Origin of the sequence: Caulobacter sp. 17J65-9, from assembly GCF_010975005.1 — a bacterium.
In the GTDB taxonomy this organism is placed as follows: Bacteria; Pseudomonadota; Alphaproteobacteria; order Caulobacterales; family Caulobacteraceae; genus 17J80-11.
Genome location: NZ_JAAIVC010000109.1, coordinates 1 through 13,191, shown reverse-complemented (window position 1 = coordinate 13,191; position 13,191 = coordinate 1). Strand labels below are relative to the sequence as shown.

The following is a 13,191-nucleotide window of genomic DNA, read 5'->3' as shown; positions in this document are numbered from 1 at the left end:
GCATATGACCGCCGACGCCCGCGGGCGGAGCAGGGAAGCTAGCTCCTCCTCCCCTTGAGGGAGAAGGACAGAGCCCGCGCCCCGGAGCGCAGCGGAGGGCTGCGCGGGAGGATGAGGGGTCTCGCTGCGATTGGACGCGGTGTCGGACGCGGGCTCGGCGGTCGTCGTGCGACCCCTCATCCTCCCGCGCGGACCTTCGCCCTGCCGGGCTCCGGTGCGCGGGCTCCGTCCTTCTCCCTCAAGGGGAGAAGGATCACTCCGTCGGCCGCTGCCCGAACCCCTCGGTCCCGTCGTCCTGCGCCGGCGCGCGCTCGACCCCCGCCACGTCCGCCCCGGGCGGCCCGGACCGGCAGGCCGTCTCCAGCGCGTCGACCGCCTCGGGCTCGCCGATAGCCAGCAACTCCACCGAGCCGTCGCGGCGGTTGCGCACCCAGCCCTCCAGCCCCTTGTTCCGCGCCACGGCCACGGCCCAGGCGCGATAGCCGACCCCTTGCACGCGGCCGGAGACGGTCAGGCGTTCGGCGTGTCTCATGGCGAGAGCGATCCCATGAACGCCGCGCGCCCGGCAAGCGGGGCGATTTCCGATGCCTCTCTTCTTCTGGTCAGCGGAAACGTTCGCTCTCGTCGGGCGTGCGCGGTTGGGGCGTATCGCTCGACTTTTCCCGAAAGGGTGGAGTGATCCGCCGCAGCAGAGCTATGGTCCTTGCCGGGATCACGACAAAGACGGGGTGGGCTGTGAGCGAGGTAGGGGGGTTGGAGAAGAGCGGCGGGCCGCGAGTGCGTCTGCCGGCCAATGTAAGAACTGCGCTTATCGCGGCCGTTACCGCTGTTTTGGCGGTCGTGGCGTACTCACAAGTTTCCGGATACCTGGAGCGTCGCGAGGCCGCTCGGGAAGAGCGCGACGCGATCAAGACGTCCGTTTCCGAGCTTACGGCGACCGTAAAGGCCACGCTTGAGCTCGAAACGACCGAAAGCAGCATGACGTTCGCGGAGCTGTTCGATCAGAACGAGGAAACCCTGAAGAAGTTGACCGCGGCGGCTATTCCGATCGAGACTTCCTCCCTCAAGGACGGCGAGAAGAAAGCCTTGAAATTGTATGTCGGCGGGCTTCAGGAGCTTGTTCGCCTTCACACCGCAAAATATCGGAAGGCGTTGGCGGCATCGAGCGCCGCGGAATCTTTTGCAGACGCCCGGCGAGATCTGGAGGGCGCGAACTACTATTCGTATGACTATCTGCGCCCGAGAGCCGATCAGGCCCTTGCGGAGGCCCGTGAGGCCAATTCAGAAGCCGAAACTGCAAGCAATGCCTTCATTGCGAAGGTGAAGAGCTTTCGGACGGCGTTGAACAAACTTCGCCCGGAGCTCAAGCGATATAGCCTGCTGGAGGACGCCACGATCGCAGCGGTCGTCGGCGACGAGGCTCCGCCGCCGAAGGCCACCGCGAAAAGTAAGGGCTAGGGGCAGGGCGACACTCGGCGCATTTCTATGGCCCTCCCGCCAGTGGCGGATGATGATGACGGTGTCCGTGGAGGCCGCCGATGGAAGCCGTCGACACCTGGATCCTGCCCGCCCTGGTCGGCCTGGGGCTGGCCGCCGCCTGCGGGCTGAAGACCTTCCTGCCGCTGCTGATGCTGGCGGTCGTCGCCCGCTTCCAGATGTTCGGGATCGCGCTCAACGACAGCTTCGCCTGGCTGGCCTCGACCCCGGCCTTGGTGGCGCTGGCCCTGGCGACAGTGCTGGAGCTGGCCGCCGACAAGGTCCCGGTGCTGGACCACGCGCTGAGCGCGGTCGGCACGGTAGCCCGCCCGGTCGCCGGCGTGGTGGCTGCCGGCGCCCTGTTCGCCCACCTCGACCCGGCCACCGCGGCGCTGGCCGGGATCATCGTCGGCGCCCCCACCGCCTTCGCCTTCAACGCCGCCCAGGGCGCCACGCGCGTGGCCAGCACGGCCACGACCGGCGGCCTGGCCAACCCGCTGTTCTCGCTGGTGGACGACGTGCTGAGCTTCCTCACCGCCGCGGTGGCGCTCGTCCTGCCGCTGCTGGTGCTGCCGCTGCTGGCGGCGATGCTGTGGGTGGCGTGGAAGCTGTGGCGCCGCGCCCGCGGGACCAGGCCCGTCAGTTGATCAGGTCGATCTGTTCGGTCCGGCCGACCGCCGCGACGGCGGCGCGAACGTCGCCGCGCGCCTTCAGCACCGCCTCGCGTTCGGCGCGCTTCGTCTGCCCCGGCGTGGGGTGCGGCGGCATGCGCCAGTCGCTCAGCAGCATGAGCGCTTCGCCCCGCGTCTCCGGATCGGCCAGCCGACGGATGAATTCGGCCGCCGCCGCGTCGTAGTCCTCGGCGCAGAGCAAGGCGTCGGAATAGGCGGTCGGAGCGACGTCGCGCAGGTCGCGCAGTTTGGCCAGCTCTGCGGACGCCTCGTGGCGCAGTCCGAGATCGGTCAGCGCGCAAGCCCTGGCGCTGGCGGCCGCGGCGCGGGTGTAGCGGCCCTCCGGTCGGATCCGCGCCAGGGCCGCGAGCGCGTCCTCCGGCGCCCCCAGGCCGATCGCCGCGCGCGCATAGCTGACCGTCTGCGAGGGCAGGGGAGCGTCGCCCTTATCGAGCCGGGCGGCTTCACGGTACGCCGCCAGCGCCTCCGTGCGGCGGCCGAGGGTGAGTAGGACCAGGGCGCGGCTGCCGTGCAACCACGCGACGTCGCCGTCCTCGGCCTGGACGGCCCCCCGGCCGGCGAGATCGAGGGCCGTGTCCAGGACCGCGAGGCTCTGGTCCGTCTCGCCGAGGATCAGCAGGGCGACGGCGAGATCGTTCTGCGCGTTGGCCCACAGCGGCGAGGTCCGCGGATAGGCCAGAAGCGCGGCCTTCCACCGCTCGGCCGTCGCGCGCGCCGCGAACCAGGCCGGATCGGCCCCGACCACCGCCTCGAAGCGCCGGTCCAGCCGCGCTCTGGTCACGGCGTAGGGACTGTCGAGCCGGCGGAGCGCCCGCGCGGCGGCCGCGGGTTCGTCGATCACGGTCAGGCCGGCGTAGGGCAGCCAGAGGTCGTCGTCCCAGACCATCGGATCGCGGCCGCCGTAGTCCGCCCGGTCGAGGGCGGCGAGGTAGCGCCTCGTCAGGCCGGACTCGCCCTCGAGATCCAGCCGCATCTGGTTGGCGGTCATGGAATCGAGCCAGTCCGCCGATCCGGGCCCGGCCGCCGCGATCCGTTCGAGGACGGCGACCGCGTCCGGCAGCTCGCCCGCGGCCGCCGCGTCCTGGAAGCGCGCCCGAAGCTCCTGCGTCTGCGAGGCGTGGGCCGGGGCGGTCTCACGGGGCGCGGGCGGCGAGGCGACGGGCGCGCCCAGCAAGGCCGCGGCTCCGACGGCGGCGACAATCGACGCGAACATGAACGCTCCCCAGACCCGAGGGACGGACAATGGTCGGGCCGGCCTGATCGCTCAAGAGTTGACTTGGCGCGCGATGCAGCTTTCGCTCCGACCCGCCGATCGGGGGGATCGGCGCAGTCGTTCGGGGGCGTGGCGTGATCCTGGTCTGGTCTCGGTGGGGCATTCTGGTGCCGGCCTTCGCGGTCGGCGGCGCCGTGGTCTCGGCTCTGGTGAGCCGGCAGACGGGGATCGATCCCCACGCCGCCGCCTGGCTCGGCCCTCTGGCTGGCGGCCTGGCGGCGGGCGGCGGCCTGTATCTGGCGACCCGCAAGATCGAGGACGGCTCGGGCTACGTCTATTACGACGCCCAGAACGACTGCCCGGTCGTGGTCGACGAGAGCCCGGGCACCTTCTGGGGCGCGCCGATGAAGGCGTGGGCCGTCATCCTGCCGCTGCTGGGTGTGCTGTTCGCGATCCTGGCCGCGGCCGGGGTCGACCTGGGCGAGCCGTCGGGCTCCTGACGCCCGACCTGCGCCTTTGCCTTTGATTACCGCCGCTTCTTCCTGAACTCCTCCGCCTTCTCCGCCGCGTACGCCTTGCGCACGCGCTTGGCCGTCGCGCTGGCGTCCTCGCCGTCGCCGCCGGTGGACAGGGCGTCGGCGGCGAACTCCAGGTCCAGGGTCTTGAGCCGCTTGACCTCGTCGCGCAGGCGCGCGGCGGTCTCGAACTCCAGGTTGGCGGCGGCCTCGCGCATCTTCGTCTCCAGGTCCTTGAGGGTGGCCTGGAAGTTGGAGCCGATGAACGGCTTGGCCTCTTCGGCCAGGCCGGCGTCGACGGTGACGCGGTCGCCCTTCTCGTAGGGGCTGTCGAGGATGTCCTTGATGTCGCGCTTCACGCTCTCGGGCGTGATGCCGTGGGCCTCGTTGTAGGCGTTCTGCTTCTCGCGCCTGCGGTTGGTCTCGGCCATGGCCCGTTCCATCGAGCCGGTGATCCGGTCGGCGTACAGGATCACCCGGCCGTCGACGTTGCGGGCGGCGCGGCCGATGGTCTGGATCAGCGACGTCTCCGAGCGCAGGAAGCCTTCCTTGTCGGCGTCGAGGATGGCGACCAGGCCGCACTCGGGGATGTCCAGGCCCTCGCGCAGCAGGTTGATGCCGACCAGCACGTCGAAGGCGCCCAGGCGCAGGTCGCGGATGATCTCGATCCGCTCAAGCGTGTCGACGTCGGAGTGCATGTAGCGGACGCGCACGCCCTGCTCGTGCATGTACTCGGTCAGGTCCTCGGCCATCTTCTTGGTCAGCACGGTGACCAGGGCGCGATAGCCCAGCTTGGCCGCCTGCTTGACCTCGTCGATGACGTCGTCGACCTGGCTGAAGCTCTTGCCGTCCGGCGTCTGGCTGACCGGACGCACCTCGACCGGCGGGTCGATCAGGCCGGTCGGGCGGATCACCTGCTCGGCGAACACCCCGCCGGTGCGCTCCATCTCCCACGGGCCGGGGGTGGCCGAGACGTGCACGGTCTGCGGCCGCATGGCGTCCCACTCCTCGAACTTGAGCGGGCGGTTGTCGATGCACGAGGGCAGGCGGAAGCCGTACTCGGCCAGGGTGAACTTGCGCCGGTAGTCGCCGCGGTACATGCCGCCGATCTGGGGCACGGTGACGTGGCTCTCGTCGGTGAACAGCAGGGCGTCTTCGGGCAGGTACTCGAAGAAGGTCGGCGGCGGCTCGCCCGGTTTGCGCCCCGTCAGCCAGCGCGAATAGTTCTCGATGCCGGCGCAGGAGCCGGTCGCCTCCATCATTTCGAGGTCGAAGCGGGTGCGCTGCTCGAGGCGCTGGGCTTCGAGGAGCTTGCCGTTCTCGGTCAGCCAGTCGAGCCGTTCCTTCAGCTCGATCTTGATGCCGTCGATCGCCTGTTTCAGCGTCGGGCGGGGCGTCACGTAGTGGCTGGCGGCGTAGACCTTCACCGCCGGCAGCTCGGCGGTCTTGCGGCCGGTCAGCGGGTCGAACTCCTGGATGGATTCGATCTCGTCGCCGAACAGGCTGACCCGCCAGGCGCGGTCCTCGTAGTGGGCCGGGAAGATCTCGAAGGTGTCGCCGCGCTTGCGGAAGGTCCCGCGCTCGAAGGCGGCGTCGTTGCGCTTGTACTGCAGGGCCACCAGGTCGGCGCGCAGCTTGGCCTCGTCGACCGCGTCGCCGACCTTCAGCTCGAAGGTCATGGCCGTGTAGGTCTCGACCGAGCCGATGCCGTAGATGCAGCTGACCGAGGCGACCACGATGACGTCGTCGCGCTCCAGCACCGCCCGGGTGGCCGAGTGGCGCATCCGGTCGATCTGCTCGTTCAGCGAGCTGTCCTTCTCGATGTAGGTGTCGGTCCGCGGCACGTAGGCCTCGGGCTGGTAGTAGTCGTAGTAGCTGACGAAATACTCGACCGCGTTCTCCGGGAAGAAGCTCTTGAACTCGCTGTAGAGCTGGGCGGCCAGGGTCTTGTTCGGGGCCAGGATCAGGGCGGGGCGCTGGGTCTCCTCGATGATCTTGGCCATGGTGAAGGTCTTGCCGGAGCCGGTGACGCCCAGCAGCACCTGGTCGCCCTCGCCGCCCTGCACGCCCTCGACCAGGTCGGCGATGGCGGTCGGCTGGTCGCCGGCCGGCTCGAACGGGCTGTGCAGCTTGAAGCGCTTGCCGCCCTCCGACTTCGACGGGCGCGCCGGCCGGTGCGGCGTCCACACCGAGGCGACGCCGGGCGCGACGTCGTGGATGAACTGCGCGGAGACGTCGGAGACGCCGGACGAAGGAGAACGAGGCATGAACGCCAAGGTAGGCGCGCGCGTGCCCCGAGGCTAGGGGGCGACCCTCGTTCTCAGGCCGCCGGGGCCTGTTCGCCGTCCTCCTCGCGCCGGCGGAACCGGGCGTTGCGGCCCCAGGCCAGGGCGTAGGGGGCGAGCATGACGTCGCGCGTGCTGATCTGCCAGGGCCGGGCGGGGCGACGCTGAGGCGCTCCCGACGGCATGGCGGCCGCGCTCCAGGCGCACAGCGCCGCGGCCGCGGCGGACACTACGAACAGACGCGACACCGGACGACGCTCCCCCAACCCCGGCCGCTTTCTGCCCGAGCCCGGCGAACCCTGTCGAGAGGCGCGCGGCGGTTGTGGCGGGTGGGGGCGGGTCAGTCCTCGATAATCGTGTAGCGCGTCGCGGCGACGGAGCGCAGCACCGGGTCGTCGCCCGACGGCTTGCGCGTGTAGAGGATCCGGATCTCGGTGATGTCGCTTTCGTTCGCGTCCTCGCCGGTCACGAACCGCAGCTTCTGCACGAACAGGGCGCCGTCCTGTTCGGCGGCCTCCCGTTCGTCGACCGAGTGCAGTTGTGAGAGCTGCAGGGCGCCGATCACCTGCGCGGCGTCGCATGGCGGCGGCCGATCCGCCGGACTGCCCCAGAGCCGGTCCTGGCAGCTGACAGCGAAGCCCGGGCCCGGCGCGGCCGCCAGGGCGGCTTGCGCGGTCATGAAGTTGCGCGCGGCCGATATGGCGACCCCGCCGTCCGGCGCGTGGATGCAGTCCTGCGCCGTCTTCAGGCCGGCGCAGGTCTTCTCGAGCTTCGCCTCGTAGGCGTCGTTCCAGATGTCCGGCAGCGGATCGATCGGCCCGACGAACTTGAACCGTGTGGTGACGTAGACCTCGTCGGCCCACATCGGATGGCGCCGCTTTTCGGCGTTGGTGTTCGGCCAGCCGGTGCGCGGATCGGCGCTCTCGAAGGAGACCCCCAGCACGGTGGCCTCGCACATGCCGGGGTTCCCGGCCGAACGCGGCCGACTGAAGAACGTCAGGTTCGTGAGCAGCTCGCCCGTGAACGCGCCGCCGCTCGGCCGCGAAACCTCGACGAACTGGTCGGCGAACTGGCCGAGGACCCGTTCGGCCAGGCGCTCGGGGTTCTGCCGCTCCGCGTCGCTGAAGGTCAGCGGCGGGACCCCGCCACCGGACTGGGGCGCGGCGGCGGCCGGGACCGCGATCGAGGTGACCAGGAGGGCGACGGCGGCGCGCGTCAGCGGGCGGGGCATGGGCGTGTCCTCCAGCGCGGCGCTCAGATGTCGCCCCAGTAGACCGAGACCAGCGGCACGCGCTCGACCCGGCCGGCCTTGGCGATCGCCGCCTGCACGTCGGGGCGGGCGCGCACCTGGGCCAGGCGCTCGGCCGCCGCCTTCACGCCCGGGGCCGTGACGGGGGGCGGATCGAACTGGCTGAGCGCCGCCAAAGCGTCGGCCCGCTGTTCCGGATCGGCGAGGCGGCGCTTGTAGCTGGCGGCCGCGCCGTCCACGTCGCCGGCGCAGAGGAGGGCGCGCGTGTGGGCGGCGGGGTTGTCGTCGGCGTGCGCGGCCAGCCAGGTCAGGGTCATGCGCAGCTCGGCCTTGCGGCCGAGGGCGGCGTAGGCGCAGGCTTGGCCGCTCTTGACCCACATCACGCCGTAGGCGCTGGCGCGCCGCTCGGGCGCCTCGAACACCGCCAGCGTCTCCAGCGCCGCCTCGGGGCGGCCGACCTGCAGCTGCACTTCCGCCAGGTTGATGACCTGGCTGACGTTCAGCGTGCCGTGCTCGTCGAGATCCGCGCCCTGGCGCAGGGCGGCCACCGCTTCGTCGAACCGCCCCAGGGCGAGCAGGGCGTAGGCCCGCTCGTTGCGCGCCCAGCGGAGCTGGTCGCCGGCGTCGGTCCAGGCGTTCGGTTCGGTGCGGGCGAGGGCGGCGTCGAGCACGGCCAGCGCCTCGTCGGCCCGGCCCAGCACGCGCAGGTCGCTCGCCACCGTGTGCGGGCCGGCCAGCAGCTTCGGATTGGCGGCCATGGCGGCGCGATCGGCGGCCAGCTTGCGCTCGGCGGCGGCGCGCAGGTCGAAGCGGGCGGGCTCGGCGTCGACCAGGGCGGCGAAACGCTTGTCCAGGCGCAGCTCCAGCAGCGGGCCCGGGTCCGAGATCCGGGCCGCGGCCCTGGCGGCGCCGGCCGGGTTCTGGTCGACGATCATGCGGGCGTATTCGGCCCAGGCCGCGTCGAAGGTTTCGAACGGCTCGTCGGGCGCGAAATCCAGCCGGTCGAGGGCCGCGAGCATCCGCTGGCGCAGGTCCGCCTTCTCGCGGGCCGCCAGGGTCTGCTTCAGGTCCTGGAACAGCTCCAGCTTGAACGCCTTCAACGCGTCGGGGGCCTGCAGGCGCTCCAGCGCCGCCACCGCCTGGTCGACGTGGCCGCCGTAGAGGCCGGTCAGCACCCGGGCCTGCAGGCCGAAGTCGTGCAGGCCGGCGACCTTGTCGGCCTTGGCCAGCAGCTCGTCGGCCGCCTCGATCCGGCCTTCCCGCATCTCGCACAGGCCGGCCATCTCGTAGGTGACGCCCTGGGCGGCGACCGGCTTCTGCAGGAATTCGCGACGCGTGAAGACCTGGCGCATCAGCGGCAGGGCGGCCTCGCAGCGGTCGGCCTTCAGGTGCTCGAAGATCTGCTGCAGCTGCTCGTCGAGCGACAGCTCCGGGGCCGGCTGCGGCGTGGGCGTGGCCGAGGCGGAGCCTGCGGCGAGCGCCAGGACGGCCGCGCAGACCGCGGCGAGACGACGAGCAGACATGAAAGCCCCCGGTTGAGCGGCCATAAAGCCGCACGCCCGGCGCGACCGCAAGCGTATGCTCTTGGAGCAGAGAGCGGCCAGGCGATCCCTTCTCCCGCAAAGGGGAGAAGGAAGCTCAGGCGCTTACAGCCCCGAGCGCTTGTACTGGTCGCCGAAGTCGCCGCAGAGGCTGCGCATCATGTTCCACTGCGAGTTCGGGCCGGTGCCGGACTGGCGCATCTTGTCGGTGCTGGCGCGGGCCTGGCCGGCGCGCTGCGAGGCTATGGCGCGGGCGGCGTCGAAGCTGATCTTGCGGTCCTTCATCAGGCGGGTGATCGAGGACTCCAGGAACCTGACCCCGTTATCCTCGGCCGCCTTCACGTCGCCGCCGCCGTACATCTTCAGATACAGCGCGTAGGAGCTGTCGAAGCCCGAGCACTCGGCCAGGATGGACCAGTAGGCCTTGCCGTCCAGCGGCTCGAGGATCTCGGCGTGGCCGGACTTGTACTGGTAGACCCGGTCCATCGAGAGCTTGTCCTGGGCCTGGCCGCTCGAGGCGGCGGCGAGCGCCAGAGCGGCGGACAGGCCGGCGACGAGACGACGAGACATGGTGGAGCGCTCCGCGAAAGTTGCAGGCGCGCACTCTGCCCGGCCTCGCGTCGAACTGCAACGCTTGGTGGACCCGCGTTCGGCCGGTCAACCTTTCGGCTTGTCCTTCTTGGCCTCGTCGGTGACCTCCTGGGTCGCCGCCCCGGCGGCGCCGCCGACCGCGGCCCCGACGGGGCCGCCGACCACGGCCCCGGCGATCGCGCCGGTGGCGGCCTTCTGCTCGGTGGTGGTGCCGCAGGCGGCCAGGCCGAGGCCGGCGGCGGCGAGGGCGATCAGCATAAGACCGCGCATGGCTCGTCTCCTCTTGTCCGCGGGGGAGAACGGGCGCGGCCGGGGCCGGTTGCGCCATCCGGACGCAGGGGGTGGGACGGCGCGCCTCATCCCTGTTCGGCGAACCGTGCTCGATATTGCCGGCTCCGTGTCACGCGAGCCGCCGAGGAGCGCCCTTTGCTGAAGGTCTACGCCCGCGCCCTGTCGCACCTGGGTCCCGAGAAGGGCCGCGCCGTCCTGATCGTCGGCGCCAACCTGTTGCTGGGGGCGCTGGCCCTGCTCGACCCGATCCTGTTCGGCCGCGTGGTCGACTCCCTGTCCAAGGGCACGCACGCGACCTGGCCGGTGATCGGCCTGTGGGCGGCGCTGGGCGCGGTCGGCATCGGCGCGGGCGTGACGGTCTCGGTGCTGGCCGACCGGCTGGCCCACCGCCGGCGCCTGGCGGCCATGACCGCCGCCTTCGACAACGCTGTCACCCTGCCGATCAGCCGGGTGTCCGAACAGGGCACCGGCAAGCTGGTGCGCGTCATCCTGGCCGGCGGCGAGAGCCTGTTCTGGCTGTTCCTGGGCCTGATGCGCGAGCAGCTGCCGGCCGCCTTCGCCCTGGTGCTGCTGATCCCGGTGGCGTTCTGGATGAACCCGGCCATGGCCACGGTGCTGGCCGTGCTGGCGGTGGTCTATGTCGTCGTCAACGTGATGGTGGTGCGCAGGACCGAGGACGGCCAGCGCGAGGTCGACCAGCACCACCAGGAGGTGTCGGGCCGGATCGGCGACGTGGTCTCCAACGTCTCGGTGGTGCAGGCCTACGCCAACCTGAAGTCCGAGACCGCCAAGCTGGAGGCGCTGGGCGCCGCCCTGCTGAAGGCCCAGTTCCCGGTGCTGAACTGGTGGGGCCTGCTGGTCGTGCTGACCCGCTCCGCCTCGACCGTCGCCATGGTCTGCGTGTTCATCGTCGGCGCCGCCCTGGCCGCCGCCGGCAAGACCACGGTCGGCGAGATCGTCAGCTTCGGCGGCTTCGCCGGCATGCTGATCTCCAAGCTGGACGTGCTGTCCGGCTCGATCGCCCGCATGGTGATGGGCGTGCCGACCCTGGACACCTTCTTCGACCTGGTCGACGACCGGGCCGGCTCGCAGGACGATCCGGACGCCCGGCCGCTGGACCGCGTCGACGGCGCGGTCGCCTTCGAAGGCGTCAGCCACCGGGTGACCGCCGACTCCGACCTGGGCGTGTTCGATGTCGACGTGACCGTCGAGGCCGGCCGCACCGTGGCCCTGGTCGGCGCCTCGGGGGCCGGCAAGACCACCCTGATGGCCCTGCTGCAGCGCCTGCGCGACCCGGACCAGGGCCGCATCACCCTGGACGGCGTCGACATCCGCAAGGTCACCTTGGAGTCGCTGCGCAAGTCGACCGCCGTGGTGTTCCAGGACGCCGGCCTGTTCAACCGCTCGATCGCCGACAACCTGCGCCTCGCGAAAGCCGAAGCCACGGAGGCCGAACTGGAGGCCGCCTTGCGCGCCGCCCAGGCCTGGGACTTCGTCCAGCAGAAGGAGGGCGGGCTGGACTACAAGATCGGCGAGCGCGGCCAGCTGCTGTCCGGCGGCGAGCGCCAGCGCCTGGCCATCGCCCGCGCCATCCTGAAGGACGCGCCGGTGCTGATCCTCGACGAGGCGACCAGCGCGCTGGACACCGTCACCGAGGCCCGCGTGAAGGCGGCTCTGGACGCCGCGCGGCGCGGGCGCACCACCTTCGTCATCGCCCACCGGCTGTCCACCGTGGTCGACGCCGACCTGATCCTGGTCATGGACAAGGGCCGGATCGTCGAGCGCGGGACCTTCGCCGAGCTGTGCCAGAACGACGGCCGGTTCGCCCGGATGGCCGAGGAGGCGGGCCTGCTGGAGCGCGACGGGGAAGGCTTGGCCGAGGCCGCCTGAGGCCTGTTCGAATCGCCCGGGAAAGTCCCGTTTCGGTCCGTTCGAGCGGTGCGGGGCTAGGCGTCAGAAGTTCTGTAATCGCGCGTCATTAACACCAAGGTCTGTAGATCGATTACTTGAGCTGTACCGTCCACAATAGTGTTCGCGTCACTGTGGATATCCTCGGTCCCCCTGGGGAAAAACTCACTGGGCTTTCAAGGGTTTCTGGCGGTCGGGCGGTCGAGGTTGCGAATCGACCACAATGGCGCCACATTGCGTCGGCTATAGGCGTACAAACCCCGGTCACCGAGTGGCGTGATTTTTGACCGGGGCACAGTCGCGGTCCGGCTCTGAGACAGTCGGATGCGGCGTGCGGACGGGGGCCGGGACGGGCCTCGCCATAGAGGGACTACAGCCTTGACGACGAAGACGCAGACGCGTGCGCCCGCACGCGCCCTGGTCGGCGCCGCCGCGTTCGGTTCCCTGGTGGGACTGGCCATGGGCTGCGCGTACCTGGGTGGAGCCCTCGCCAAGTCGACCGCCGTGCACGCCCGGGCCGAGCGCCTGGCCGACGCCGCGGAGTCCGGCTACGCCGCGCCTGCGGTGATCGACGCCGCCGTCGGTCTGGACGAGAGCGCCGTCTCCATCGCCCGCCGTCACGATCCCTACGAAATCGCCGGCGGCGCGCACCGCGACCGCCAGGCCGCCCAGTTCGCCGCCCGCCTCGAGCGCAGCCGCCGGGCCGACACCATCCGCGCCGGCCTGCGCAAGGCCAGCCTGATCACCAGCCCCGCGGCCCGGCCGTTCCACATGGTCGGCGCGCTGGACGATTCCCGCGATCTCGAGTGCCTGACCCAGGCGGTCTATTACGAGGCGCGCGGCGAGGGCGCGGCCGGCATGCGCGCGGTCGCCCAGGTGGTGCTGAACCGCGTGCGCCACCCGGCCTTCCCGAAAACTGTTTGCGGCGTGGTGTTCCAGGGCGCGGCTCACAAGACCGGCTGCCAGTTCAGCTTCGCCTGCGACGGCTCCATGCGCGGCGGCGTGCAGTCCGCGGTGTGGACCCGCGCCGAGAAGGTCGCCGCCCGCGCTCTGGGCGGCCAGGTGATGGGCGAGGTCGGCACCGCCACCCACTTCCACACCACCGCGGTCACCCCGAACTGGGCCCCGAACCTGCTGAAGGTCGCCCAGGTCGGCAGCCACGTGTTCTACCGCTTCGGCGGCAAGGCCGGCGGCACCGGCGCCTTCCGCTACCAGGCCAAGCCGTCGACCGAAGAGTTCAAGCCGGTCTACGCCGGCTTCCCCGGCCCGGCCGAAGCCGGGGCCGAGGGCCAGACCTACAAGGTGCTGTTCGCGGGCCTGCCGGGCGGCGAGCCGACGGTGACCCCGGCGGAGCGCGCCGCGACCATCGCCGCCTTGCCGCGGGCGAGCGCCTCGGAGCCCGCCCCGGTGGACGGCGCGCCGGCCCCGGC

At 71.2% G+C, this 13,191-nt stretch carries 13 protein-coding genes; 5 read left to right on the top strand and 8 right to left on the bottom strand.

The annotated features are described in order from the left end of the window. Nucleotides 1-253: 253 nt before the first annotated feature. Nucleotides 254-532 (bottom strand): acylphosphatase, encoded by a 279-nt coding sequence (locus G3573_RS14895; RefSeq protein WP_163262029.1) that lies wholly within the window; start codon nucleotides 530-532, stop codon nucleotides 254-256. A 245-nt stretch (nucleotides 533-777) separates the two neighbouring features. Between G3573_RS14895 and G3573_RS14890 the strand changes: the two genes are divergently transcribed. Next, nucleotides 778-1,458 carry a hypothetical protein gene (locus G3573_RS14890; protein ID WP_163262028.1) on the top strand — a complete coding sequence of 227 codons (681 nt, stop codon included), beginning with the start codon at nucleotides 778-780 and terminating at the stop codon, nucleotides 1,456-1,458. Between the two features lie 80 nt (nucleotides 1,459-1,538). Beyond that, nucleotides 1,539-2,123 (top strand): DUF4126 domain-containing protein, encoded by a 585-nt coding sequence (locus tag G3573_RS14885; protein ID WP_163262027.1) that lies wholly within the window; start codon nucleotides 1,539-1,541, stop codon nucleotides 2,121-2,123. On the opposite strand, the gene G3573_RS14880 is transcribed toward G3573_RS14885, so the two are convergent. After that, nucleotides 2,116-3,381 (bottom strand): tetratricopeptide repeat protein, encoded by a 1,266-nt coding sequence (locus G3573_RS14880; RefSeq protein ID WP_163262026.1) that lies wholly within the window; start codon nucleotides 3,379-3,381, stop codon nucleotides 2,116-2,118. The two genes, G3573_RS14885 and G3573_RS14880, sit on opposite strands and share 8 nt — an antisense overlap. 134 nt (nucleotides 3,382-3,515) lie before the next feature. Between G3573_RS14880 and G3573_RS14875 the strand changes: the two genes are divergently transcribed. After that, the gene (locus G3573_RS14875; RefSeq protein WP_163262025.1) at nucleotides 3,516-3,881 is read left to right on the top strand and encodes a hypothetical protein; all 366 of its coding nucleotides are present in this window, start codon (nucleotides 3,516-3,518) and stop codon (nucleotides 3,879-3,881) included. Between the two features lie 26 nt (nucleotides 3,882-3,907). On the opposite strand, the gene uvrB is transcribed toward G3573_RS14875, so the two are convergent. The 6 genes from uvrB to G3573_RS14845 all read right to left on the bottom strand — a co-directional run bounded on the left by uvrB (nucleotide 3,908) and on the right by G3573_RS14845 (nucleotide 9,832). Next, entirely contained in the window at nucleotides 3,908-6,163 is a 2,256-nt protein-coding gene (gene uvrB / locus G3573_RS14870) for an excinuclease ABC subunit UvrB (RefSeq protein WP_163262024.1), read from the bottom strand. A gap of 53 nt (nucleotides 6,164-6,216) precedes the next feature. Beyond that, a complete protein-coding gene (locus G3573_RS14865) occupies nucleotides 6,217-6,429 on the bottom strand; it encodes a hypothetical protein (RefSeq protein ID WP_163262023.1) in 213 nt (70 codons plus the stop codon). 92 nt (nucleotides 6,430-6,521) lie between these two features. Then, nucleotides 6,522-7,412 (bottom strand): hypothetical protein, encoded by an 891-nt coding sequence (locus G3573_RS14860; protein ID WP_163262022.1) that lies wholly within the window; start codon nucleotides 7,410-7,412, stop codon nucleotides 6,522-6,524. 23 nt (nucleotides 7,413-7,435) lie between these two features. Next, nucleotides 7,436-8,953 carry a hypothetical protein gene (locus tag G3573_RS14855; RefSeq protein WP_163262021.1) on the bottom strand — a complete coding sequence of 506 codons (1,518 nt, stop codon included), beginning with the start codon at nucleotides 8,951-8,953 and terminating at the stop codon, nucleotides 7,436-7,438. 123 nt (nucleotides 8,954-9,076) lie between these two features. Further along, on the bottom strand, nucleotides 9,077-9,541 hold the full coding sequence (locus G3573_RS14850; protein WP_163262020.1) for a hypothetical protein: 465 nt from the start codon (nucleotides 9,539-9,541) through the stop codon (nucleotides 9,077-9,079). Nucleotides 9,542-9,628: 87 nt separating this feature from the next. After that, nucleotides 9,629-9,832: a hypothetical protein gene (locus G3573_RS14845; RefSeq protein WP_163262019.1), complete on the bottom strand. Its 204-nt coding sequence runs from the start codon at nucleotides 9,830-9,832 to the stop codon at nucleotides 9,629-9,631. Nucleotides 9,833-9,988: 156 nt separating this feature from the next. Here G3573_RS14845 and G3573_RS14840 point away from each other — a divergent pair, with 156 nt between their 5' ends. Then, on the top strand, nucleotides 9,989-11,743 hold the full coding sequence (locus G3573_RS14840; RefSeq protein WP_163262018.1) for a glucan ABC transporter ATP-binding protein/ permease: 1,755 nt from the start codon (nucleotides 9,989-9,991) through the stop codon (nucleotides 11,741-11,743). Nucleotides 11,744-12,139: 396 nt separating this feature from the next. Next, the coding region (locus G3573_RS14835) for a cell wall hydrolase (protein WP_240454730.1) at nucleotides 12,140-13,191 on the top strand (1,052 nt) is incomplete at its 3' end.

Coding starts and splice junctions, on each gene's coding strand:
- G3573_RS14895 (WP_163262029.1), bottom strand. CDS start 532: ATGAGACACGCCGAACGCCTGACCGTCTCCGGCCGCGTGCAAGGGGTC.
- G3573_RS14885 (WP_163262027.1), top strand. CDS start 1,539: ATGGAAGCCGTCGACACCTGGATCCTGCCCGCCCTGGTCGGCCTGGGG.
- G3573_RS14880 (WP_163262026.1), bottom strand. CDS start 3,381: ATGTTCGCGTCGATTGTCGCCGCCGTCGGAGCCGCGGCCTTGCTGGGC.
- uvrB (WP_163262024.1), bottom strand. CDS start 6,163: ATGCCTCGTTCTCCTTCGTCCGGCGTCTCCGACGTCTCCGCGCAGTTC.
- G3573_RS14860 (WP_163262022.1), bottom strand. CDS start 7,412: ATGCCCCGCCCGCTGACGCGCGCCGCCGTCGCCCTCCTGGTCACCTCG.
- G3573_RS14855 (WP_163262021.1), bottom strand. CDS start 8,953: ATGTCTGCTCGTCGTCTCGCCGCGGTCTGCGCGGCCGTCCTGGCGCTC.
- G3573_RS14850 (WP_163262020.1), bottom strand. CDS start 9,541: ATGTCTCGTCGTCTCGTCGCCGGCCTGTCCGCCGCTCTGGCGCTCGCC.
- G3573_RS14845 (WP_163262019.1), bottom strand. CDS start 9,832: ATGCGCGGTCTTATGCTGATCGCCCTCGCCGCCGCCGGCCTCGGCCTG.